Origin of the sequence: Streptomyces sp. NPDC016469 (assembly GCF_040632905.1) — a bacterium.
GTDB lineage: Bacteria > Actinomycetota > Actinomycetes > Streptomycetales > Streptomycetaceae > Streptomyces.
On record NZ_JBEYCQ010000043.1, the window covers coordinates 1 to 19,983 of the forward strand.

Genomic DNA, 19,983 nt, shown 5'->3' on the forward strand with positions numbered 1-19,983 from the left:
AGGCGCGCACACTACCACCGTCCTGGCATTCGAGCCGTCAACACCGGCCTACGATCGTCACACGAAAGCACTGCCGGGGTGCCTGCTCGCAGCGTAACTTAGCCACCGAACCTCATCGCCGCCCGCAGCCCGCAGCCCGACCGTCCGCGCCCAGTTGCCCATGCACCGCAGAACCGCACGAGGGGTCCCGTGACCGTCCATCCCAGCCTCCAGAACTACGCCGACGCCTGGACCCACTCCATCGAGTCGATAGCCGAGCTGGTGAGCCCGCTCGCCGAGGGGGAGTGGAACGGCCGCACGCCCTGCCCGAACTGGTCCGTGCGCGACATCGTCTCGCACATCATCGGCATGGAGTGCGAACAGCTCGGCGACCCGCGCCCGATCCACACCCTGCCGCGCGACCTGTTCCACGTGCAGAGCGATTTCGCCCGCTACATGGAGATGCAGGTCGACGTCCGGCGCCACCACACCGCGCCGGAGATGACCTCCGAGCTGGAGTACACGATCATCCGCCGCTCCCGGCAGCTGCGGAACGAGACGCGGGACCCGGAGACCATGGTGCGGGCGCCGCTGGGCGCCGAGCAGACCCTGGAGACGGCGCTGCGGATGCGCGCGTTCGACGTCTGGGTGCACGAGCAGGACCTGCGGACGGCCCTGGGCAGGCCCGGCAACCTGGACTCCCCCGGCGCCCCGGTCGCCCGCGACGTGCTGCTGCTGGGGCTGCCGAAGGTGGTGGCCAAGAGGGCCGGCGCACCGGCCGACTCCGCCGTGGTGCTGGACGTGCACGGGCCGCTGGAGTTCATGCGCACCGTACGGGTCGACGCCGAGGGGCGCGGTTCGCTGGACGTCGCCCCGTCGCTCGGGCCCGTCGTGACGCTGTCCATGGACTGGGAGACGTACCTGCGGCTGGCCTGCGGCCGGGTGCGGCCCGCCGCCGTCGCGGACCGGGTCAAGGCCGAGGGCGACCAGGAGCTGGCCGACGCCATCCTCCGGCACTTCGCCGTCACCCCGTAGCCCCCTGAGAGCCCCGGCACACAGCGGCGCCCGCCCCCGCGACGGGGGACGGGCGCGCCGCCGTTCACCGGGTCACGCCGGCACGTGCACCGCCTCCACCCGGCTGATCACGTGGTGGTCGCGCTCGCGGCGCGCGGCCCTCCCGCGCAGCCGCAGGATCTGCGTGACGCCCAGCGCCTCCAGGACGAAGACGGACGAGAACGCCACCCGGTAGTTGTCCCCGGTCGCGTCCAGCAGCACGCCGACCGCGAGCAGCGTGGTCATCGAGGCGACGAAGCCGCCCATGTTGACGATGCCGGACGCGGTGCCCTGGCGCTCCGGCGGGTTGGCCGGGCGGGAGAAGTCGAAGCCGATCATCGAGGCCGGGCCGCACGCCCCGAGCACCACGCACAGGACCACCAGCAGCCACATCGGCGCATGGTCCCCCGGGTGGAAGATGGTCACCGCCCACAGCGCGGCCGTCGTGCCGACCGTGCCGAGGGCGAGCGGGACGCGGGCCGCGTGGTGACGGGCGATCACCTGCCCGTAGACGAGCCCCAGCGTCATGTTCGAGAGCACCACGAGGGTCAGCAGCTCACCCGCGGTCCCCCGGCCGAGCCCCTGGTCCTCGACCAGGAAGGGCATCCCCCACAGCAGCAGGAACACCATCGCCGGGAACTGCGTGGTGAAGTGCACCCACATCCCGAGCCGGGTCCCGGGCTCGCGCCAGGAGGCGGCGATCTGCTTGCGTACGTACGCCCCGCCGGCGTGCTGCGCGGGCGGCGGCTCGTAGCCCTCGGGGTGGTCCTTGAGGAAGAGCAGGAGCAGCACCAGCACCACGACCCCGGCCAGCGAGCTGCCGACGAAGGTGGTCGTCCAGCCGAAGCCGTGCAGGGCGCGGGCGATGACCAGCGTGGAGATCAGGTTGCCCGCCATCCCGAAGAGGGCGGCGACCTGGCCGATCAGCGGCCCGCGCCGGGCCGGGAACCAGCGCGTCCCCAGCCGGAGCACGCTGATGAACGTCATCGCGTCGCCGCACCCCAGCAGCGCGCGGGACGCGAGCGCCGTGCCGTACGTGGGGGAGAGCGCGAAGCCGAGCTGGCCGAGCGTGAACAGGACGGCTCCGAGGGCGAGGACCTTCTTGGTGCCGAGCCGGTCGACCATCAGGCCGACGGGTATCTGCATGCCCGCGTACACGAGCAGCTGGAGGATCGAGAAGGTGGAGAGCGCCGAGGCGTTGACGTCGAACCGGTCGGCGGCGTCGAGTCCGGCGACGCCGAGGCTGGTCCGGAAGATGATGGCGACGAAGTAGACGGCGACCCCGACGCCCCAGACCCGGACGGCACGCCGGCCGCCGGGCGGGTCGCCGGGCAGGGGCAGGGTGGGCGCGGCGGCGGAACTCACCGGTCCTCACCCCGGACCAGCACCTTGACCCGGCCGACGTGGCGGCGCACGACCTGGGCGGCGGACTCCGCGTCACCGGACCTGATCGCCTCCAGCAGCTCGCCGTGCTCCGCGATGTTGGCGGCGATCCTGTCCGGGTGCGCCTCCATGACGGCGACGCCCATCCGCAGCTGGCGGTCGCGCAGCTGGTCGTAGAGGCGGGACAGGATCTCGTTGCCCGCGTGGCGGACGATCTCGGCGTGGAAGCAGCGGTCCTTGACGGAGACGGTGGCCAGGTCGCCGGCGTCGGAGAAGTGCCGCTGCTCCTCCAGGAGCGCTTCCAGCCGGCTGATCAGCTGCGGGGACGCGGGCACCGCCTTGCGGGCGGCGAACTCCTCGACCAGCAGCCGGGTTTCGACCACGTCCGCGATCTCCTGGGCGGAGACGGCGAGCACCAGGGCGCCCTTCTTCGGGTAGAGCTTGATCAGCCCTTCGACCTCAAGGCGCAGCAGCGCCTCGCGCACCGGCGTGCGCGAGACCCCCACGGCCTCGGCGAGGCCGCCCTCGGTCAGCAGGGTGCCGCCCTCGTAGCGGCGGTCCAGGACGGCGTCCTTGACGTGCGTGTAGACGCGCTCGGCGGCCGGGGGCCGCTTCGCGGGCGGAGTCGCGGGCGGAGTCGCGGGTGTGGAGCCGTGGGGCATGGAGGGGGCAGGTGCGGGGACAGGCATGCACACAGCATAGATACAACATGCACGCAAGTGTCGGCCCGTCCACGATGTGAACGACCGGGCTGGGCCGGCTACCGCCTGCGCGCCAGCAGCAGCGTCGTGCTCCCGTCCTCCTCGGCGATGTCCCTGACGTGCCGGAACCCCACTTTCCGCAGGGCCGCCAACGACGCCGCGTTCGGCTCGGCCACGGTCGCGTACACCTGGTCCAGGCCCAGCACCTCGAAGCCGTACGCGACGATCGTCCGCGCCAGTTCGGTGCCGAGGCCACGGCCCCACGCCTCGGGCGCCAGGGCGTAGATCAGCTCATGTCCCTCGACGGCCTTCGACGGCTTGATCTCCGCATGGCCGACCATCCGGCCGTTCCGGCGCACGGCCCAGACGTCGAAGGCCTCCGGCTCGTACACGTGCGTGAAGACGCGGGCGAACAGGGCGCGGTTGCTGTCCTCCGGTTCGGGGCCGTCGCCCATCCAGCGGGAGACCCGGTCGTCCGCGAAGAGGGCGACGAAGTCCTCCTCGTCGGCGGGCACATACGGTTCGAGGACCAGGCGCTCACTGCGCAGGGAAGGTGTCATGCCGGGGGAGGCTATCCCAGCCGCTACGCGGACGACCCGTCGTTTTCCACCAGCCGCAGCGTCGGACGCTGGGGCGCGAACTCGCCGAGGCCGAGCGCCGCCTCGCGCCAGTGCGCGGCCAGTTCGAGCAGGCGCTCCTCGTCCTGCCGGTAGTCCGGCCCCGGCACGTCCGGCACGGTCCGCCACAGGATCGTCGCGGCGAAGCGGACCGCGTGCAGCGCGGCCGTCGTATGCGCCTCGACCCCGTCCACACCCAGCTGCCGGAGCGCCTCCAGGCGCTCGGCGAGGGCGAGGAGCTCGCCGTATGCCCTGACGGACTCCTGCGCACGCACGACGTCGTCCACGATGACCTCCGGCCTCCGGGGCGCTCGGCGCACCTGTCGCTGCGGGTGCGTCGGGCCGGTTCGCCGGCCCCGGTGCCGGACCTCGCGCACAGGGGCTGGGATGTGACGCCGATGGTAGCCCCTGGCCACCGCGCTCCATCGCCTCGCGAACGCCGCAGACCGCCCCACCACCCCTGGATGTCGTAAAAAATCACCCACGCGTGGGCCCAACCAAGCGACGCGGTCGTTCGTCTTATCAGCGCGGCGGCACCCTCATGTGGCCGCCCTTCAGGGGCATTTGGAGCGTTCACTTTGAAACTCGGCATTAAGGGCATAAGGCGCGGCTCGGCGACCGTCACGGTGGCCCTCACCACGGGCGCCCTGATCGCGGGCGGCGCGTTCGCCTCCACGGCACAGGCCGCCGCGCCCAAGGCGCCCTACTTCGCCAAGGCGCGGGCCGCCGCGCCCAAGGCGCCCTCGATCGTCGCCAAGGGCGGCTTCGTGATGAACAACGGCACCGGAAAGACGCTGTTCACCAAGGCCGCGGACACCCGCCGCTCCACCGGCTCGACGACGAAGATCATGACCGCGCGCGTGGTGCTGGCCCAGAAGGGCCTGAACCTGGACTCCAAGGTCACGATCCAGAAGGCGTACAGCGATTACATCGTCTCCAAGGGCGCGTCCTCGGCGCGGCTGATCGTGGGCGACAAGGTCACCGTGCGCCAGCTGCTCTACGGCCTCATGCTGCCGTCGGGCTGCGACGCCGCGTACGCGCTGGCGGACAAGTTCGGTTCCGGCCAGACGCGCGCGGCGCGGGTGAAGTCGTTCATCGGCAAGATGAACAGCACCGCCAAGACCCTCGGCCTGAAGAACACGCACTTCGACTCGTTCGACGGCATAGGGAACGGGTCCAACTACTCGACCCCGCGCGATCTGACGAAGCTCGCGAGCAGCGCGATGAAGTACTCCACGTTCCGCACGGTCGTGAAGACGAAGTCGACCAAGCAGAAGGTCACGACGAAGAGCGGCGGCTACCGCTACATGTCGTGGACCAACACGAACAAGCTGCTGGGCACGTACAGCGGCGCGATCGGCGTGAAGACCGGCTCCGGCCCGGCGTCCAAGTACTGCCTGGTCTTCGCCGCGACCCGCAAGGGCAAGACGATGATCGGCACGGTCCTGACCTCGTCGTCGGAGACGAACCGCACGTCGGACGCGAAGAAGCTGATGGACTACGGCTTCAAGAGGTAAGCCTCTTGTACGAGGGAGGGCCCCGCACACCTGGTGTGCGGGGCCCTCCGCTCTTCCCGGCGTCAGCGCTCGGCCGGGACGAAGGCCGTTCCCTCCACGCCGCCGTAGCGGTCGATCTCGACCGGGGCCACCCTCGGCTCGGTCTCGCGGTCCTTGCCCGTGTTCCCGTCCAGGACGACCGGCCGTTCGCCCACCTCCCCGTACAGGGCGCCGTGCCAGAATCCGGTGACCCTCGGCACCGAGCGTCCGGAGTGGTCGGGCAGCACCCACTTGTGCCGGAACGTGGCGGGGTCGAAGACCACGATCCCGCGGTCCGACGCGCTGTACCCGTGCTTGGAGCAGGCGACCAGCGACCGGGCGTCGTCCAGGCACCGCCAGTCCCGGCTGTCGAAGCTCACCCGCGTCTCGCCGGTCACCGCGTCCACGACGACCGTCCGGTCGTCGAGGTTCGCGCTCAGCAACTCCGGTGCGGCGTGGGCGGGCTGCCGGGCGCCGGCCACGGTCCACCGCGGCTTCCCCGTCCGCGCGTCGACGCCCAGCAGCCTGCCCCGGGCGTACCCGGTCTCCTCGCCGCCGGCCACGACGCCCTCGGCGAGGTTCAGCGCCCGGTAGTCGCCCTTCTTCCAGCGGACGGCCCCGGTGGCGGGGTCGAGCGCGTACGTGGTGTCCGCGTCGGTGACGACCGCGATGCCGGCGTCCACCCCGACGACCTGCGGGGCGAGGTTGCCGTCGGCCCCGATCGGGTTGGCGGCGAGCCCGGTGGAGCTGGGGTCGGAGGGGATCTCGGCCGACCAGGTCTTCCTGCCGGTGGCGGTGTCGACGGCCAGCACCTCGATCACGTATCGGTCCGGCATGGTCCCCCCGCCCACGACCTTGCGGTTCCACGCGGCGTACGCGGTCTTCCCGTCCTCCGAGACGAGCGGCGGCACCCGCTCGCTCCCGAAGCCGCCCCGGTCGGCCTCGTTCTTCGTATCGACGTACCACTTGGTGTCGCCGGTCAAGGTGTCGACCGCCTCCAGCCCGTCCCCGGCGGCGATGTACGCGACCCCGTCCACCAGCCTCACCGCGGGGCGCAGCGCCTCACCGCTCGAGGTGCTCGGCTGCCCCGCACCCGTCAGCTCGACCTCATGGGTCCTGTTGAAGCGCACAGGCGGGTCGAACGCGCGCCGCGCCGGCTTCTTCACCTCTCCGCCGCCCTTGGACCCCTCGGCCGCCTTCGCGCCGTCCGAGCCGTCGCCGTCACCGCCCCCGCAGCCGGTCAGCGACACCGCCGCCAGTACGGCGCCCGCCGTGACGACCGCCCACCGGTGTGCCGTCCTTCTCCCGCCCATCGCTCCCCCTGGCCCGCTCGTCGTACTCTTCGCACTCTTTGCGATCACAACGACCTTAATGGCCCGACTCTTCGGGGGACGAGGTCCGGGCGTAAACCGGTGGCAGCCACCCGTCCCGCCCCGCTACCGTCCAGCCGGACCCCTGCCGTTCGCGGCGCGGGGCCGCATCTGCCGTCCCCTGGAAGGGCGTTCCGTTGTACATCGCGTGAGACCTCCCCACTGCTGATCTGTCGCGCGTCGCGCCTGTGCGCCGCGCTGCTTCCTGCTGCGGATTTCTCACACGGAAACCGGTGTACACCTGTGCTCATCCATTGGGCCGTCATGCCCACACGCCTGCCCCTCGTCCTGCGCCGCTGCCACGCCTGCGCGTCCGGCACCTTCCGGGCGCACGGCAAGTTCCGCGTGAACGCGAACCACAAGCTGCTCGACGCCTGGCTCCTCGCGCTCTGCACGGGGTGCGGGGACACCACCAAGGTCACGATCCTGGAGCGCGCGCACGTCCGCTCCGTACGCCCTGAACTGCTGGACCGGATGCACGCCAACGACCCGGCCCTGGCGGGCGAACTCCTGCGGGACGGCGTCGTGCGGCACCGCAACCGCATAGCCCTCGACTGGACGGGCGCGTGGCGCCTGGACACCGGGGGCGCGGATCACCTGGACCACGAGGTGGCCGAGGTGTCGGTCCGCTTCGAAGCCCCCGTTTCCGTCCGCCCGCTGCGCCTGATCGCGGACGGCTTCGGCCTCTCGCGGGGCGAGACGGAACGCCTGCTGGCCGAGGGGAACCTCGTCTCGGCGACGCGCCTGACCGGGCGGACGTCGACGGACTTCGGCTTTCTGCTGAAGCGGTGAGGCGGCGGGGGCCGGCGCCTCGCAGCACCGGCCCCCGCACCACCCTCAGTGCGCGGCCAGCCGCCCGACGAGCCCGATCGCGCGGGCCAGCAACGCGCGCTCCTCCTCGCTGAGTTCCGCGTCGATCGCGCGGGCCAGCCAGTCGGCCCGGCGCTCCCGCTCCTCCTCCAGGAGGGCGCGCCCGGCCTCCGACAGCTCGACCAGGCTCTTGCGGCCGTCGGTGGGGTGAGCGCGGCGCGTGATCAGCCCCTGGTCCATCAGCAGCCCGACCGCGCGCGCCATGGACTGCGGCCGCACCCGCTGATTGGCGGCGAGCTCGCTGGTGGTCATGGCGCCGTTGCGGTCCAGCTCGCCGAGCACGGCCACCTGGCCGAGCGGCATCTGGTCCTCAAGCTTCACGCGGCGGGTGAGCTTGCCCATCGCTGTGCGCAGCTCGGCGGCGATGGAGGCGGATTCCGGGAGGGGCATACCGCACTTTAACGCGGGGGCGGAAACAGGACAGCGGAGTGAACAGCGGAGCTGTTCAGCACAACTGATCAGCCTGACTGAACAGCATTGCTGTAGAGTCATCGACGCCGGGTCCCGCGCCACCGTCGTCGCAGCCGGACCGCGGCACGCGACAACGGGAAGGACTCCCATGACCGCCATCACCTCCGTCACCGGCCGCCGCGTCCTGGACAGCCGGGGCAACCCCACCGTCGAGGTGGACGTAGTCCTCTCGGACGGCTCGCTCGGCCGGGCCGCGGTCCCCTCCGGAGCCTCGACCGGCGCCCGCGAGGCCGTGGAGCTGCGCGACGGCGACCCCGCCCGCTGGCACGGCAAGGGCGTCGACCAGGCCGTGCGCCACGTCAACACCGAACTCACCGAGGCCGTCACCGGCCGGGACGCGGAGGACCAGGCCGGGCTGGACGCCGCGCTCGTCGCGGCGGACGGCACCGCCACGAAGTCCCGGCTCGGCGCCAACGCGATCCTGGGCGTCTCGCTGGCAGCCGCCAAGGCCGCGGCGGCTGCGCACCGTCTCCCGCTCTACCGGTACCTGGGCGGGTCGGACGCCCGGCTGCTGCCCGTCCCGATGATGAACATCGTCAACGGGGGCGCCCACGCCGACAATCCGCTGGACTTCCAGGAGTTCATGATCGCCCCGATCGGCGCGGAGACCTTCGCCGAGGCGGTCCGCATGGGCTCGGAGGTCTTCCACACCCTGCGCCGGGACCTGCTCGCCGCCGGCCACTCCACGGGCGTCGGCGACGAGGGCGGCTTCGCGCCCGCCCTCCGCACGGCCGAGGAAGCGCTGGACTTCGTCGTGGCGGCCGTCGAGCGCACCGGGTACCGGCCGGGCACGGACATCGGGCTCGTGATGGACCCGGCGACGTCGGAGTTCTTCCGCGACGGCGTGTACGACTACGCGGGCGAAGGCGTACGCCGCACCTCCTCGGAGCACGCGGACTACCTGGTGAAGCTGATCGACGCCTACCCCGTCGTGTCGGTCGAGGACGCGATGGCCGAGGACGACCTGGACGGCTGGCGGGAGCTGACCGCCCGCGTCGGCGACCGCTGCCAGCTCACGGGCGACGACGTGTTCTGCACGAACGACGCCCTGCTCCGCGAGGGCATCGCCTCCGGGGTCGCCAACTCGGTCCTGGTGAAGGTCAATCAGATCGGCACGCTGACGGAGGCGATGGCCACGGTGTCCACCGCGCACCGCGCCGGCTACACGGTCGTGATGTCGCACCGCTCGGGCGAGACGGAGGACACCACGATCGCGGACCTGGCGGTCGCCACGGGCTGCGGCCAGATCAAGACGGGTTCCCTGTCCCGTTCCGACCGCACCGCCAAGTACAACCAGCTGATCCGCATCGAGGAGGAGCTGGGCGCGAGCGCCCGGTACGCGGGCACGGAGGCGCTGCGCGCCCGCTAGGCCCTGTCCGGCGGAACTTCGCGGGCCCGCGACGCCTGGCACGCAGATCCGCCGGACGGGCCCTGGGCGCATGCGGGAAGACCCGCCCGGCGGGCGACTCGGCGGTGGCGGGTCGCATCCGCGGCGACTCCCTCATTCTGTTTCGACATGTGTCAACATAGACGTATGCCGAACACGAAGCCGCCCCTCCTGGGAGCCGACGCGGTGGTGCCGTGCTGCCCGCCGCTGGCCGAGCGCCCGATGACCGCCCCGGAGGCGGAGATGGCCGCGCGGATGTTCAAGGCACTGGGCGACCCGGTCCGCCTCCGGCTGTTCTCCGCCGTGGCCTCGCACGAGGGCGGCGAGGCGTGCGTGTGCGACATCTCCGACGTCGGCGTCTCGCAGCCGACCGTCTCGCACCACCTGAAGAAGCTGAAGGAGGCGGGGCTCCTCACCTCCGAGCGGCGCGGGACCTGGGTCTACTACCGCGTCGAGCCGTCCGTGCTGGCCGGCATGGGCCAGTTGCTCACGCTGCCCACCGCGGAGGGGGGCCGGTGAGCACGGCGATCGTGCCGATGACGGCGGAGCACGCGGAGCAGGTGCTCGCGATCTACGCGGCGGGTATCGCCGAGGGCAACGCCACCTTCGAGACCGAGGCCCCGTCCTGGCCCGCGTTCGACACCGGCAAGCTGTCCGCGCACCGCTTCGCCGCCGTGGACGGGGCGGGGGCGGTGCTGGGCTGGGTCGCGGCGAGCCGGGTCTCGGACCGGTGCGCGTACGCGGGGGTGGTCGAGCACTCCGTCTACGTCCACCCGGAAGCCCGCGGCCGGGGGATCGCCTCCGCGCTGCTCGAAGCGCTGACCGACTCCACGGACCGGGCCGGGATCTGGACCGTGCAGTCCGGCATCTTCCCGGAGAACACCGCCAGCCTCGCCGTGCACGAACGCGCCGGCTTCCGGGTGATCGGTACGCGGGAGCGCATCGGCCGGCACCACGGCGTCTGGCGCGACGTCGTCCTGGTGGAGCGCCGCAGCCCCGCGATCACCTGACCCCGGGGGAGCAGGCACGTACCGCCCCGGTGAACCCCGCCCCTCGGGGCACACGCCTCCCATGACCTCATTCCGGAGCGAAGCGAAGGGCCGCGTGCTCCTGGCCGGGTGCGCGCTGCTGGTGCTGACCGCCTGCGGCCACGGCCGCGCGGACGAGCGGGGAGCGGAATTCCGGACGGCCCCCCTCGCGTGGGACGCCCGCCTCGTCATCACCACCCAGGGCGGCGTACGGGTCGTCGGGACGGACGGCGACCACGTCACGGTGGACGACTCGGTCCTCGCCCACGGGGACGGGGACGGGGACACGTACACCCTCGACCTGCCCTGCGACGAGGGCGACGACCGGGCCAGGGACAACTGCGGCGGCATGCCCCTCGTACGCGTACCCGCCGGCGTCACGCTCACCGTACGGGCGCGCAACGCCGGGATCGACGTGAGCGATGTGGGGGGCGCGCTCAGCCTGAGCACCGTCAACGGCGACGTCACCGTGCAGGACTCCGGCGCGAAGGGCGCCCGCCAGCACCTGGTGACCCGGAACGGCTCCGTCCGCGCGACCGGCCTCCGGGGCCTCGACATCGGCGCCGAGACGGTCAACGGCGACGTCGACGTGCAGTGCGCCACCGCTCCGGACACGCTCGACGGTGTGACCCGCAACGGCTCCGCGCGCGTCACGCTTCCGGCCGACGCGCCCGCGTACGCGACCGACGCGCACACCGTCAATGGCCGCTCGACCTCGGACATCCCGGTCGCCGAGCGCTCGGACCACGCGCACCGGCTCACTCTGCGCACGGTCAACGGCGACACGGAGGCCCGGCGGGGATAGGGGGTCTCCGCCGGCCAGGACAGCGGGGACCATCGCCCGTATTCTCATAAAATGCGCTGTGTGGACATCGCGCCGTTCCCGCCCGCCGGGCCGGGGGCTGCGGGGTGAGGAACCCCGGAAGGCTTGAGGCGCTGCGGCTGGCGGGGCTGACCGCGGCGGCCGATCCCGGCATGGACCGCTTCGCGCGGCTGGTCACGCGCGTTCTGCGCGTCCCCGTGTCCCTGGTCTCGCTGCTGGAGGTGGACCGGCAGGTCTTCCCCGGCATGGTCGGGTTGTCCGGCCCCTGGGCAGCCCGGCGCGAGACGCCTCTGAGCCATTCCTTCTGCCAGCACGTCGTCGCGGACGGCGAGCCGCTGATTCTCAGCGACACCCGGACGCACCCCCGTACCTGCGCCAGCCTCGCCATCCCCGACCTCCGGGTGATCGCGTACGCCGGAATGCCGCTCACCGATGCCGACGGACACGTCCTGGGCTCGCTCTGCGCGATCGACCACCGGCCCCGGGAGTGGACGGCGGACGAGCTGCACGACCTCGAAGACCTCACCGCCGCCTGCTCGATGGAGCTGCGGCTGAGGATCGCGACGGAGCTGATCCAGCGGGACCGCGACCACGCCGCTCTCCTGCTGCGCGCCTCGGTCGAACTCGCCCACGCCCGCGACCTCACGGACCTGACCCGCCGCCTGCGCCACCTCTTCCAGGGGCCTGCCGAGCCCGCGTTCGTGGGTCTGCTCCTGGCCGACGGCCCGGGTCTGTGGCGGGTCATCGACCCGGACGACGTATGGCCGGTGGAGAGCGCCATCGACCGTCTCGACCGGGACGCGCCCTTCCCCAGCGCGCAGGCCATGCGCGAACAGCGCACCGTCTTCGTACCGGACCGCCCCTCGCTCCTGCGCGGTTTCGGGCCCGAGGCGGTCGCCGGGTACGACTCGCTGGGCCTCGAATCAGTCCTCTGCGTACCGCTGCCGAACCGGCACGGGGTACTTACGTGGTGCTGGTCCCGCCCCCACGTCCTGGCGCCCACCGAGGAGGCCGTCCTCACCACGGTGGCCGGGTACGTGAGCCAGGCGGTGGAGCGCACCCGCTTCGTGGCGAACCGGCTCAGCACCGCCGAACAGCTCCAGGCCGCGATGCTGACGGAGCTGCCGGAGGTGCCCGGCCTGGACATGGCGGCCCTGTACCTGCCCGCCGCCGACCAGGACATGGTGGGCGGCGACTGGTACGACGCCTATCCGCTGCCCACGGCCCTCATGCTGTCCATCGGTGACGTGATCGGCCACGACGTCCGGGCCGCCACCGTGATGGGCCAGATCCGCAGCATGCTCCGTCAGGCCAGCCTGGACGACCCGGCCCACTCGCCCGCCGCCGCCCTGCACGCCATCGACCAGGCCATCGACGTCCTGCCCCTGGGCGTGGGCGCCACAGCAGTGCACGCCCGCCTCGAACGCGACGCCGGCCGCTGGCGCCTGACCTGGTCCAACGCCGGCCACCCCCCGCCCCTCCTCCACACCCCGGACTCCGGCGTCACGCCCCTGTCCGACCACGACCTCCTCCTGCTCGGCACGTCGGACGACCCGTCCCGCCACGACCACACCCACGACCTGCCCCCGGGCAGCGTGCTCCTCCTCTACACGGACGGCCTGGTCGAACGCCGCGACGAGGACATCGACGCGGGCACCGCGCACACGGCCGCCGTGCTCGCCCGGCACGCGGACAAGCCCCTGCCCCTCCTCCTGGAAGCCCTCTCCACCGGCCTCGCGGAGGTCCCCCGCCGCGACGACGTGGCGGTACTCGTCATCCGGGTCGCACCGGACGAACGGTGACGGCACGCGCTTCCGGGCCCCGGGGGCCGTCCACGGGCGTGTTCTCCCTGGTCCACACCGCCAGCAGTCGCAGCGCCGTCTCGGACGGGGAGCCCTCCTCCACCGTGTGCGCGACGAGTGCCTGGTCCGGGTCGTCGGGGAGACGCAGCGTCTCGAAGCCGAGGTCCAGTTCACCGACCACCGGGTGGCGGTAGAGGTACCGGCCATGGGTCTTGTCCTTGAGCCGGTGTTCCGCCCACACCTCCCGGAACTCCGGCCCGGCGGCCGAGAGTTCCTCGATCAGCTCCACGGTGTCCGGGTCGCCCGGGTGCCGTCCGGCATCGAGCCGGAGGTACGCGGCCACGTCACCGGCCTTGCCGCGCCAGTCGGCGTACAGGCTGCGCATCCCCTCGTCCAGGAACACCAGGCGGGCGAGGTTCCGCCGGCGCGGCGGCAGCGCGCCGAAGTCGGTGATCAGCGCCGCCGCGAGGCCGTTCCACGCCAGGACGTCCGTGTTGCGCCCGACGACGTACGCCGGCACGTCCGCCGCCGAATCCAGCAGCCGGCGCAGCCCCGGCCGCACCCGCTGCGACCGGGACGCCTCCTCCCGCGAGTGGTCCGCCTCCGACCACGGCCGGGCCAGCCGGTACAGGTGGCCGCGCTCCACCTCGTCCAGGCGCAGGGCGCGGGCGACGGCGTCGAGCACCGCCTCGGAGAAGTGCAGGGTGCGTCCCTGTTCCAGGCGTACGTAGTGGTCCACGCTGACCCCGGCCAGCAGGGCCAGCTCCTCCCGGCGCAGTCCGGGCACCCGCCGCCGGCCGCCGTAGTCATGGAGTCCCGCGTCCTCCGGCCTCAGCCGGGCCCGGCGGGACCGCAGGAACTCACCCAGCTCCGCACGCCTGTCCAGTGCCATACGGCAAGTATCCCCGCCGCGTCCCGCGTGTCACCGCTCCAGCCTGGTCATGCCGTGCCCAGGCACCGGCTGCCACTGGGTGGGCCTCCGCCGGACCCCGAGAGTGGGGGTGCGCCGGACCGCTTCCGGTCCCGGCGTCCGCCTCACACACAGGGAGAACACCCGCATGACCCTCACCGTCGTCGCCGAGTGCCTGGCCGCCCCCGGCCGGGAGGACCGTCTCCGCACCGCGCTGGAGGCGATGATCGAGCCGTCCCTCGACGAGCCCGGCTGCCTCGCCTACCGCCCCTACACCGACCCCGACGACGGGGCCCGCATGGTGATCGTCGAGGAGTGGACGGACCCGCAGGCACTCGCCGAGCACTTCACCACCGCCCACTTCCGGCACGTGAAGGAGGTGCTCGACCTGATCCTCGCCGAGCCGATGACCATCCGGCGCCTGGTCGCGGCGCCCTCCGCGTGACGTGACGCCCCGGGGTTGTCAGAGGCGGCCGGCACCAGCCGCCTCCAGGGCCTCCGTCACCGCCCGCTCCAGTGCGCCTTCGGTGATCCAGCGGTTCTTCCCGCCGGCCAGGCACGCGACGGCCCGCCCGACCCATTCCGGGTCGCCGAGGAGCCGGAGCCCGCCCTCGTCGGTGAGCTTCCGCAGCAGGGCCTCCAGCCGGAGAGCGTCCACCGCCCGGTAGGGGCTCGTGTGCTGGTCGAAGCGCAGGTGGTGGTCCTCGTACGGGTCGCGCAGGGTCATGTGGAGCCAGCCCCCGTCGCGCTCGGCGACCATGCCCTTGAGCGTGTACGCGCCTCTAGTGGCCGTGTTCCGGGCGTGCTTGCCCCAGGTGATCCGGATGCCGGTCATGACCCTGGCCCAGGGGACCAACTCCCCCTCGGCGTCCGGCTCGTGCTGCTGGAACCCGTCGGGGCGCAACTCCACCCAGTGGGTTCCGGGCCGCGTGGCGTCCCCGATTCCCCAGCGTCCGCCGGTGAGTTCCAGTGGTCCCAGATCTGCGTGGTTCACCGTCATGCGGTCATTGCATCACGCGTTCGATGCGTGCCCACGAGAAGCCAATACGCGACTGTCAGCCCAGATACGGGTGCTCCCGCCCTTCCAGATAGTGGCCGAGGCGCAGCCGCTGTGTGTGGTGCATCGGCAGCGCGTCCACATCTCCGGGCGCGACGAAGCGCAGCTCGGTCGACTCGTCCGACAGCGTCAGCCGGCCACCGGTGATCCGGGCCGTGAAACACACGTTGAACTGCCGGCGCACCTCGCCGTCGCTGTACGCGATGACGTGTTTCGGGTCGGTGTACGTACCGACGAGCCCGGTGATCTCCACATCGAGCCCGGTCTCCTCCTTCACCTCGCGCACCGCCGTGCCGGGCAGCGAGTCCGCCCTGTCCATCCCGCCCCCGGGCAGCGCCCACAGCCCGTTGTCGCCACGGCGCTGAAGCAGGATGCGGCCGGCTTCGTCAGTGACGACCGCCGAGGCGGCGACGACGAGGCTGTTGGGCTCCGGGGCGTCCGGGTCGTCGTAGAACTCCTTGCGGCGTGCCATACGCTCAGCCTTCCTGAACGGGGGTGGCGGTGGACCGGACAGCGTCGAAGGACACCGCATACGTCGTGAACATGCCCCCGTCGCTCTGACGGCGCAGATGCCACAAGGGCGCGGCATAGGCGCTTACACCCCAGACGTGCGCGTTGACCAGAAGCTGGTCATCCGACCGGTACAGCGAGTTGTAAAGGGTCGTCGCGTGCGTACGCACATCGATGCCAGGGACGCCGACGAGGGGGCGAAAGTGCATCAGGGCCAGGCGGCAGCGCGACTCGATGCCGTGTCCGTACCGTTCTTCCCGGCCACGCCGACTGACGTGGTCGCTGTCCGCGTCACCCAGCGCGATTCGTACGGTGCAGCCGGCGGCTGCGCGCTCGCTGAGGAGGTCGTTCAGCCTGGGGTACGCCTCGTGCAGGTGTACGGCGGCGTAGACGAGGATGCGGGACTCGGCCGAGGTTGACCCACCGTTCCACGGACTTCGGGTCGACGCCGACCTTCTCGGCGAGGCTGCCGTGGGCGAAGCCGGCCGCAGCCGCGCCGGGGAAGTCGCGCTGCTGGTAGCCGAATGGGCGACCAGCGCGCTGATCCACGGCAGCCTGCGCGGTCGCCTCTTCCGGGTCCACCTCAGCGTCACCGGCGGAGCCATCCGCATCGAGGTCAGCGACCCGCGAGGGGAACGGCTGCCCGGACTCCGGGAGGCCGATCGGGACGAGTGCTACGGGCGCGGGTTCGTCATCGTGGACGCGGTGGCCGACCGGTGGGGCGTCGAGCCGCGTGCCGCCGGGAAGACCGTGTTCGCCGAACTCGCGCTACAGACGCGCCCGCACCGGCTCGGCACGAGCCGTCAGGCGTCCGACCGGACGACCACCACCCGCCGCCCACGCGTGTGACCCGCCCGGCTGTCGGCGTGCGCCTGGGCCGCCTCCGCGAGGGTGTACGACTTCTCGACGGGGATGTGGAGCCTCCCCCGCTCGATGAGGTCCACCGCCTCCGCGAGCGCGTCCGGCACGCTCCCGGCCACGCCGGAGAAGCGGACGCCGAATTCCGGCGCACCTAGATCGGCGATGGTGATCACCTTGTGCGGATCGCCCGTCAGCGCGACGAGTTCGGGGATCACGCCCGCGCCGGCCAGATCGAGTGCCGCGTCGACCCGGCCGAGCCGCCGCACCCGCTCGGCCCAGCCCTCCCCGTACGTCGTGGCCAGGGCGCCCAGGCCGCGCACGTAGTCCTGGTTCGCGGCACCGGCCGTGCCGATCACCTTGATGCCCCGGTCGCGGGCGATCTGGAGCACCGCCGACCCGACTCCCCCGGCCGCCCCGCTCACCAGCAGCGTCTCGCCCGGACGGACGCCGACCTGGCCGATGACGCGCAGAGCGGTCTCCACCACGGACGGATACCCGGCCGCCTCCTCGAACGTCAGCCCCTCGGGCATCCGGGCCCAGGCCGACAGCACGGCGAACTCGGCGTAGGTGTCGGCCCCTTCGCCGAACACGCGGTCGCCGATCGCCACGCCCTCGACGCCCTCACCGATCTCGTCCACGACCCCGGCGGCGTCCAGCCCGACTCCGGCGGGCAGCACGGTCGGATGAGCGCCCAGGACCTGGCCCTCGCGAACCCTCCAGTCGACGGGGTTCACGCCTGCTGCCCGCACGGCGATACGTATCCGGCCGGGGCCCGCGTGGGGCTCCTCGGCGTCGATGAGGCGCAGGACATCGGGGCCGCCGAACTCGGCGAAGCTCACTTTCTTCATGCCGGGGACCGTAACACTAACCGTTAGCTTTTTGGAACCGTTACGGATGCGTACCTGCTAGCGTGAGAGCATGACCGTGCAGTCCGGGCGCCGCGAGCGCAAGAAGGCCGCGACCCGCCAGAAGATCGCCGACACCGCCCTGCGGCTCTTCCTGGAACGCGGATACGAGGCAGTGGGCATCCGAGACATCGCTGCCGAGGCCGACGTGGCCGTCACCACGCTCTTCACCCACTTCGCCTCGAAAGAGGCCCTGGTCTTCGAACAGGACGCCGACTTCGAGCACCGCCTCGCGCAGGCGGTCACCGGCCGCGCACCGGAGGAACCGCTCATGCCCGCCCTGCGCCGCGAGATGCACGCCATGGTGCGGCACTGCACGGCGGACGGCGCCGCCCCCCTCTGGCGGATGATCGACGGGTCGCCCTCGCTGCGGGAGTACGAGGAGTCGATGAAGCTGCGGCACGCGGAGTCGCTGGCGACGGCCATCGCCGCCGACCCCCGGCTGTCCCGGACCCCGACGGCCTGCCGGACGATCGCCAGGTTCGTGGTCGACGCGCACGCGCTGGCCCGCGAGGCGGCCGATCCGGAGGCCGCGGTGGACGAGGTCTTCGGGATGATCGAAGCGGCCTGGGAGTCCACGGGCCCCTGAAGGACCCGGCCGCCACCGCCATCACCCCGCGATCTCGCGCCGCAGCGTGAACCAGGCTGTCGGGAACGGGTTCGTGCCGGGTGTCACGTCGGTCAGCCGCCATTCCGTGAACCGGGTTTCCAGCTCGTCGGCGGTGACGCCGGAAATCGGGTCGTCGAACACGTCGGGGCCGTACCCGAACATCAGGAGCGTCGCCCCCGGGGCGGCCCGCTCCGTGAGGCCGGCGGCATATGCGTCGCGGCGGTGCGCGGGGATGCCGCAGTAGCAGCTCAGGTCGAAGAACAGGTCGTACGGGCCGGGCGCGCCCAGCTCGCCGAGCCGGGTGACGTCCCCGCAGAGGATGTCGACGTCGACACCGGCCGCCTCGGCCCGCTCCCTCGCCCGCCGTACCGCGCGGTCGACCAGGTCGACGGCCGTCACCCGCCAGCCGTGCCGGGCGAGATACACCGCATTGGTGCCCATGCCGCAGCCGAGCTCCAGGGCGCGTCCCGGGCCGGGCGCACCGGCCCCCTCCACCAGGGCGACGAGCTCGGGCGGGGTGACGCCCGTGTCCCACGGCGGGGCACCGTCCCGGTAGTAGTCCTCCAGCATGCGTCGTACGGCGGCCTCCTGGTCGAGTTCGGCGGCCGTGCCGGGCTCACTCATCGCTCCTCCAGAATAATAGAGTTGAACTTTAGTGTTCGACTCTAGATATAGGCTCGGACCATGGACAGCGTCAAGGGACCCGGCTCGCGGAACGCCAAGCGCCCCGACGGGCGGGCGGAGCGTTCACGGCTCACCCGGGAGAAGATCGTCACGGCGGCACGGGAGCTGTTCGTCGCGCAGGGGTACGGGGCGACGAGCCTCCAGGAGGTGGCGGACCGCGCCGGAGTGGCCGTCCAGACCGTGTACTTCGTGTTCCGGAACAAGCGCGCGCTGTTCAAGGACGTCGTCGACACGACGATCGCGGGCGACGCCGAACCGGTCGCCACGATGAATCGGGACTGGTTCCGCGACGCGTGCGCCGAACGCACCGCCAGGGGTCAACTGAGCGCCCACGTCCGGGGCGTGCGCGAGATCCTGGGCCGGGTCGCACCGATCGTGCCGGTCATCGCGACGGCCTCCGCGACGGATCCGGAGATCGCCGCACAGTGGCCGGCGGGCCCGGACCCGCGTTACGTCGTCCAGCGCGCGGCGGCCGAGGCGCTGGTCCGTAAGCCCGACGTGCTCCCCGGCGTCGACGCGGACCGCGCCGCCGACCTGCTGTACGGACTGCTCAGCCCGGAGTTGTACCTGGTCCTCGTCCGCGACCGGGGCTGGACGCCCGACGCCTGGGAGGAGTGGGCCCGCACGACCCTGACCGCCCAGCTCTGCGGCGGGGCCGGGTAACCGCCCGGGCCGGGCGCCACGCCAGTCGTACGGCTCAACCGCCCTGCCCCGCGCTGCCGATCGGGCCGACCGTCACCGGGGAGCCGGACCCGTCCGTGACGGGCAGCGACGGCTTGCCCGGCCAGGCGAGGGTGACCGACTTCGTCTCGTTCGGCGGGGTCACCACCAGGCCGGTGATGCGGACGCCGGAGCCGCCCGTCTCGTTGAGCGGGTAGTTGACGGCGAAGGCGATCGTCTTCCCGTTCTTCAGGACGTACGGGTCTCCGGGCGCACCCTTGCGCTCGGCGGAGATCGAGCCCGCGTTGGTCTTGAGGTCGACGCCGGCGAACCCGGCGATCACGCAGTCCTGGCCGCTGCTGTTCTTCATCTCCACCGCGACGGTCCCGTCCGGGTCGCCGTCGATGTAGTTGTCGATCGCCCTGATCTTCAGCCCGTCGGTGCGGCACTTCGCGGCCTTGCCGCTCTGGTCGGCCCCGGCACCGGCAGCGCCGCCCTTCTCACCGGAACCCTTCCCGCTGTCCGCGTCCGAGCCGCCCGGGTCCGGCGCATCGGCGGACGGGGACGCGGTCGCCACGGTCGACGGGTCGGTCTGCGCCGCGGCATCGTCGTCGTTCTGGCAGGCCGTGAGCGAGAGACCCGCGACGACGGCCAGGGCGGCGAAGGTGGTCTTGTGAGCGCGCATCGTTTCGTCCTCGGTATCCGTTGATCGAACGCTTCCGATCAGCAAGAACCGTCCGGGACGGCGTTACGTTGCGCCCAACCGA

24 protein-coding genes and 1 pseudogene are annotated in these 19,983 nt (G+C 72.2%); 12 read left to right on the top strand and 13 right to left on the bottom strand.

Going from position 1 to position 19,983, the window contains the following annotated elements; genetic code table 11:
- Positions 1-189: 189 nt before the first annotated feature.
- Positions 190-1,014 carry a maleylpyruvate isomerase family mycothiol-dependent enzyme gene (locus ABZ565_RS32140; RefSeq protein ID WP_361034790.1) on the top strand — a complete coding sequence of 275 codons (825 nt, stop codon included), beginning with the start codon at positions 190-192 and terminating at the stop codon, positions 1,012-1,014.
- Between the two features lie 72 nt (positions 1,015-1,086).
- Here the strand turns inward: ABZ565_RS32140 and ABZ565_RS32145 are convergent, their stop codons facing one another.
- The 4 genes from ABZ565_RS32145 to ABZ565_RS32160 all read right to left on the bottom strand — a co-directional run bounded on the left by ABZ565_RS32145 (position 1,087) and on the right by ABZ565_RS32160 (position 4,020).
- On the bottom strand, positions 1,087-2,397 hold the full coding sequence (locus ABZ565_RS32145) for an MFS transporter (RefSeq protein WP_361034793.1): 1,311 nt from the start codon (positions 2,395-2,397) through the stop codon (positions 1,087-1,089).
- Positions 2,394-3,077, bottom strand: coding sequence for a GntR family transcriptional regulator (locus ABZ565_RS32150; protein ID WP_361034920.1), 684 nt, complete (start codon positions 3,075-3,077; stop codon positions 2,394-2,396). The genes ABZ565_RS32145 and ABZ565_RS32150 overlap by 4 nt, the downstream gene beginning before the upstream one ends.
- Before the next feature lie 98 nt (positions 3,078-3,175).
- On the bottom strand, positions 3,176-3,676 hold the full coding sequence (locus ABZ565_RS32155; protein WP_361034796.1) for a GNAT family N-acetyltransferase: 501 nt from the start codon (positions 3,674-3,676) through the stop codon (positions 3,176-3,178).
- 23 nt (positions 3,677-3,699) lie between these two features.
- Positions 3,700-4,020 carry a hypothetical protein gene (locus tag ABZ565_RS32160; protein ID WP_361034799.1) on the bottom strand — a complete coding sequence of 107 codons (321 nt, stop codon included), beginning with the start codon at positions 4,018-4,020 and terminating at the stop codon, positions 3,700-3,702.
- A 291-nt stretch (positions 4,021-4,311) separates the two neighbouring features.
- Here ABZ565_RS32160 and ABZ565_RS32165 point away from each other — a divergent pair, with 291 nt between their 5' ends.
- Complete coding sequence (locus tag ABZ565_RS32165; protein WP_361034801.1) at positions 4,312-5,250, top strand: serine hydrolase; 939 nt, start codon at positions 4,312-4,314, stop codon at positions 5,248-5,250.
- A gap of 62 nt (positions 5,251-5,312) precedes the next feature.
- On the opposite strand, the gene ABZ565_RS32170 is transcribed toward ABZ565_RS32165, so the two are convergent.
- Complete coding sequence (locus tag ABZ565_RS32170; RefSeq protein ID WP_361034804.1) at positions 5,313-6,581, bottom strand: PQQ-binding-like beta-propeller repeat protein; 1,269 nt, start codon at positions 6,579-6,581, stop codon at positions 5,313-5,315.
- Positions 6,582-6,881: 300 nt separating this feature from the next.
- Here ABZ565_RS32170 and ABZ565_RS32175 point away from each other — a divergent pair, with 300 nt between their 5' ends.
- Positions 6,882-7,430, top strand: a complete 549-nt coding sequence (locus ABZ565_RS32175) for a DUF1062 domain-containing protein (protein ID WP_361034807.1) — start codon at positions 6,882-6,884, stop codon at positions 7,428-7,430.
- 45 nt (positions 7,431-7,475) lie between these two features.
- Here ABZ565_RS32175 and ABZ565_RS32180 read toward each other — a convergent pair whose 3' ends face one another.
- A complete protein-coding gene (locus ABZ565_RS32180; protein WP_361034810.1) occupies positions 7,476-7,898 on the bottom strand; it encodes a MarR family transcriptional regulator in 423 nt (140 codons plus the stop codon).
- A 169-nt stretch (positions 7,899-8,067) separates the two neighbouring features.
- On the opposite strand from ABZ565_RS32180, the gene eno reads away from it, so the two are divergent.
- From eno to ABZ565_RS32205, 5 genes are all read left to right on the top strand, one after another.
- On the top strand, positions 8,068-9,348 hold the full coding sequence (gene eno, locus ABZ565_RS32185; RefSeq protein ID WP_361034813.1) for a phosphopyruvate hydratase: 1,281 nt from the start codon (positions 8,068-8,070) through the stop codon (positions 9,346-9,348).
- A 165-nt stretch (positions 9,349-9,513) separates the two neighbouring features.
- The gene (locus tag ABZ565_RS32190) at positions 9,514-9,885 is read left to right on the top strand and encodes a metalloregulator ArsR/SmtB family transcription factor (RefSeq protein ID WP_361034816.1); all 372 of its coding nucleotides are present in this window, start codon (positions 9,514-9,516) and stop codon (positions 9,883-9,885) included.
- Positions 9,886-9,902: 17 nt separating this feature from the next.
- Positions 9,903-10,376, top strand: a complete 474-nt coding sequence (locus ABZ565_RS32195) for an N-acetyltransferase family protein (RefSeq protein ID WP_361034923.1) — start codon at positions 9,903-9,905, stop codon at positions 10,374-10,376.
- 61 nt (positions 10,377-10,437) lie between these two features.
- On the top strand, positions 10,438-11,199 hold the full coding sequence (locus ABZ565_RS32200) for a DUF4097 family beta strand repeat-containing protein (protein ID WP_361034820.1): 762 nt from the start codon (positions 10,438-10,440) through the stop codon (positions 11,197-11,199).
- A gap of 104 nt (positions 11,200-11,303) precedes the next feature.
- The gene (locus ABZ565_RS32205; protein WP_361034823.1) at positions 11,304-13,019 is read left to right on the top strand and encodes a SpoIIE family protein phosphatase; all 1,716 of its coding nucleotides are present in this window, start codon (positions 11,304-11,306) and stop codon (positions 13,017-13,019) included.
- Here the strand turns inward: ABZ565_RS32205 and ABZ565_RS32210 are convergent.
- Complete coding sequence (locus ABZ565_RS32210) at positions 12,991-13,911, bottom strand: helix-turn-helix transcriptional regulator (protein ID WP_361034826.1); 921 nt, start codon at positions 13,909-13,911, stop codon at positions 12,991-12,993. The genes ABZ565_RS32205 and ABZ565_RS32210 overlap by 29 nt on opposite strands.
- Before the next feature lie 166 nt (positions 13,912-14,077).
- Between ABZ565_RS32210 and ABZ565_RS32215 the strand changes: the two genes are divergently transcribed.
- Positions 14,078-14,374 carry a putative quinol monooxygenase gene (locus ABZ565_RS32215; RefSeq protein WP_361034829.1) on the top strand — a complete coding sequence of 99 codons (297 nt, stop codon included), beginning with the start codon at positions 14,078-14,080 and terminating at the stop codon, positions 14,372-14,374.
- Between the two features lie 18 nt (positions 14,375-14,392).
- On the opposite strand, the gene ABZ565_RS32220 is transcribed toward ABZ565_RS32215, so the two are convergent.
- The 3 genes and pseudogenes from ABZ565_RS32220 to ABZ565_RS32230 form a co-directional block, all read right to left on the bottom strand.
- Positions 14,393-14,929 (bottom strand): hypothetical protein, encoded by a 537-nt coding sequence (locus ABZ565_RS32220; protein WP_361034832.1) that lies wholly within the window; start codon positions 14,927-14,929, stop codon positions 14,393-14,395.
- 55 nt (positions 14,930-14,984) lie between these two features.
- Entirely contained in the window at positions 14,985-15,458 is a 474-nt protein-coding gene (locus ABZ565_RS32225) for an NUDIX domain-containing protein (protein WP_361034835.1), read from the bottom strand.
- 4 nt (positions 15,459-15,462) lie between these two features.
- Positions 15,463-16,045: pseudogene (locus ABZ565_RS32230) on the bottom strand (hypothetical protein).
- Between ABZ565_RS32230 and ABZ565_RS32235 the strand changes: the two are divergent.
- Positions 15,968-16,345 (top strand): ATP-binding protein, encoded by a 378-nt coding sequence (locus ABZ565_RS32235; protein WP_361034838.1) that lies wholly within the window; start codon positions 15,968-15,970, stop codon positions 16,343-16,345. The pseudogene ABZ565_RS32230 and the gene ABZ565_RS32235 overlap by 78 nt on opposite strands.
- On the opposite strand, the gene ABZ565_RS32240 is transcribed toward ABZ565_RS32235, so the two are convergent.
- Entirely contained in the window at positions 16,300-17,205 is a 906-nt protein-coding gene (locus tag ABZ565_RS32240; protein ID WP_361034841.1) for an NADP-dependent oxidoreductase, read from the bottom strand. The two genes, ABZ565_RS32235 and ABZ565_RS32240, sit on opposite strands and share 46 nt — an antisense overlap.
- Positions 17,206-17,275: 70 nt before the next feature.
- On the opposite strand from ABZ565_RS32240, the gene ABZ565_RS32245 reads away from it, so the two are divergent.
- Positions 17,276-17,851, top strand: coding sequence for a helix-turn-helix domain-containing protein (locus ABZ565_RS32245; protein ID WP_361034844.1), 576 nt, complete (start codon positions 17,276-17,278; stop codon positions 17,849-17,851).
- A 21-nt stretch (positions 17,852-17,872) separates the two neighbouring features.
- Here ABZ565_RS32245 and ABZ565_RS32250 read toward each other — a convergent pair whose 3' ends face one another.
- Positions 17,873-18,496, bottom strand: coding sequence for a methyltransferase domain-containing protein (locus ABZ565_RS32250; protein WP_361034847.1), 624 nt, complete (start codon positions 18,494-18,496; stop codon positions 17,873-17,875).
- 60 nt (positions 18,497-18,556) lie between these two features.
- On the opposite strand from ABZ565_RS32250, the gene ABZ565_RS32255 reads away from it, so the two are divergent.
- The gene (locus tag ABZ565_RS32255) at positions 18,557-19,219 is read left to right on the top strand and encodes a helix-turn-helix domain-containing protein (protein ID WP_361034850.1); all 663 of its coding nucleotides are present in this window, start codon (positions 18,557-18,559) and stop codon (positions 19,217-19,219) included.
- A 34-nt stretch (positions 19,220-19,253) separates the two neighbouring features.
- Here the strand turns inward: ABZ565_RS32255 and ABZ565_RS32260 are convergent, their stop codons facing one another.
- Positions 19,254-19,901: a DUF4232 domain-containing protein gene (locus ABZ565_RS32260; RefSeq protein WP_361034853.1), complete on the bottom strand. Its 648-nt coding sequence runs from the start codon at positions 19,899-19,901 to the stop codon at positions 19,254-19,256.
- Between the last annotated feature and the right edge of the window lie 82 nt (positions 19,902-19,983).

Excerpts from the sequence above, each read along its gene's own strand:
- ABZ565_RS32150 (WP_361034920.1), bottom strand. The coding sequence starts at position 3,077 with ATGCCCCACGGCTCCACACCCGCGACTCCGCCCGCGACTCCGCCCGCG.
- ABZ565_RS32155 (WP_361034796.1), bottom strand. The coding sequence starts at position 3,676 with ATGACACCTTCCCTGCGCAGTGAGCGCCTGGTCCTCGAACCGTATGTG.
- ABZ565_RS32170 (WP_361034804.1), bottom strand. The coding sequence starts at position 6,581 with ATGGGCGGGAGAAGGACGGCACACCGGTGGGCGGTCGTCACGGCGGGC.
- ABZ565_RS32180 (WP_361034810.1), bottom strand. The coding sequence starts at position 7,898 with ATGCCCCTCCCGGAATCCGCCTCCATCGCCGCCGAGCTGCGCACAGCG.
- eno (WP_361034813.1), top strand. The coding sequence starts at position 8,068 with ATGACCGCCATCACCTCCGTCACCGGCCGCCGCGTCCTGGACAGCCGG.
- ABZ565_RS32190 (WP_361034816.1), top strand. The coding sequence starts at position 9,514 with ATGCCGAACACGAAGCCGCCCCTCCTGGGAGCCGACGCGGTGGTGCCG.
- ABZ565_RS32195 (WP_361034923.1), top strand. The coding sequence starts at position 9,903 with ATGACGGCGGAGCACGCGGAGCAGGTGCTCGCGATCTACGCGGCGGGT.
- ABZ565_RS32200 (WP_361034820.1), top strand. The coding sequence starts at position 10,438 with ATGACCTCATTCCGGAGCGAAGCGAAGGGCCGCGTGCTCCTGGCCGGG.
- ABZ565_RS32210 (WP_361034826.1), bottom strand. The coding sequence starts at position 13,911 with ATGGCACTGGACAGGCGTGCGGAGCTGGGTGAGTTCCTGCGGTCCCGC.
- ABZ565_RS32215 (WP_361034829.1), top strand. The coding sequence starts at position 14,078 with ATGACCCTCACCGTCGTCGCCGAGTGCCTGGCCGCCCCCGGCCGGGAG.
- ABZ565_RS32220 (WP_361034832.1), bottom strand. The coding sequence starts at position 14,929 with ATGACGGTGAACCACGCAGATCTGGGACCACTGGAACTCACCGGCGGA.
- ABZ565_RS32225 (WP_361034835.1), bottom strand. The coding sequence starts at position 15,458 with ATGGCACGCCGCAAGGAGTTCTACGACGACCCGGACGCCCCGGAGCCC.
- ABZ565_RS32240 (WP_361034841.1), bottom strand. The coding sequence starts at position 17,205 with ATGAAGAAAGTGAGCTTCGCCGAGTTCGGCGGCCCCGATGTCCTGCGC.
- ABZ565_RS32245 (WP_361034844.1), top strand. The coding sequence starts at position 17,276 with ATGACCGTGCAGTCCGGGCGCCGCGAGCGCAAGAAGGCCGCGACCCGC.
- ABZ565_RS32250 (WP_361034847.1), bottom strand. The coding sequence starts at position 18,496 with ATGAGTGAGCCCGGCACGGCCGCCGAACTCGACCAGGAGGCCGCCGTA.
- ABZ565_RS32255 (WP_361034850.1), top strand. The coding sequence starts at position 18,557 with ATGGACAGCGTCAAGGGACCCGGCTCGCGGAACGCCAAGCGCCCCGAC.
- ABZ565_RS32260 (WP_361034853.1), bottom strand. The coding sequence starts at position 19,901 with ATGCGCGCTCACAAGACCACCTTCGCCGCCCTGGCCGTCGTCGCGGGT.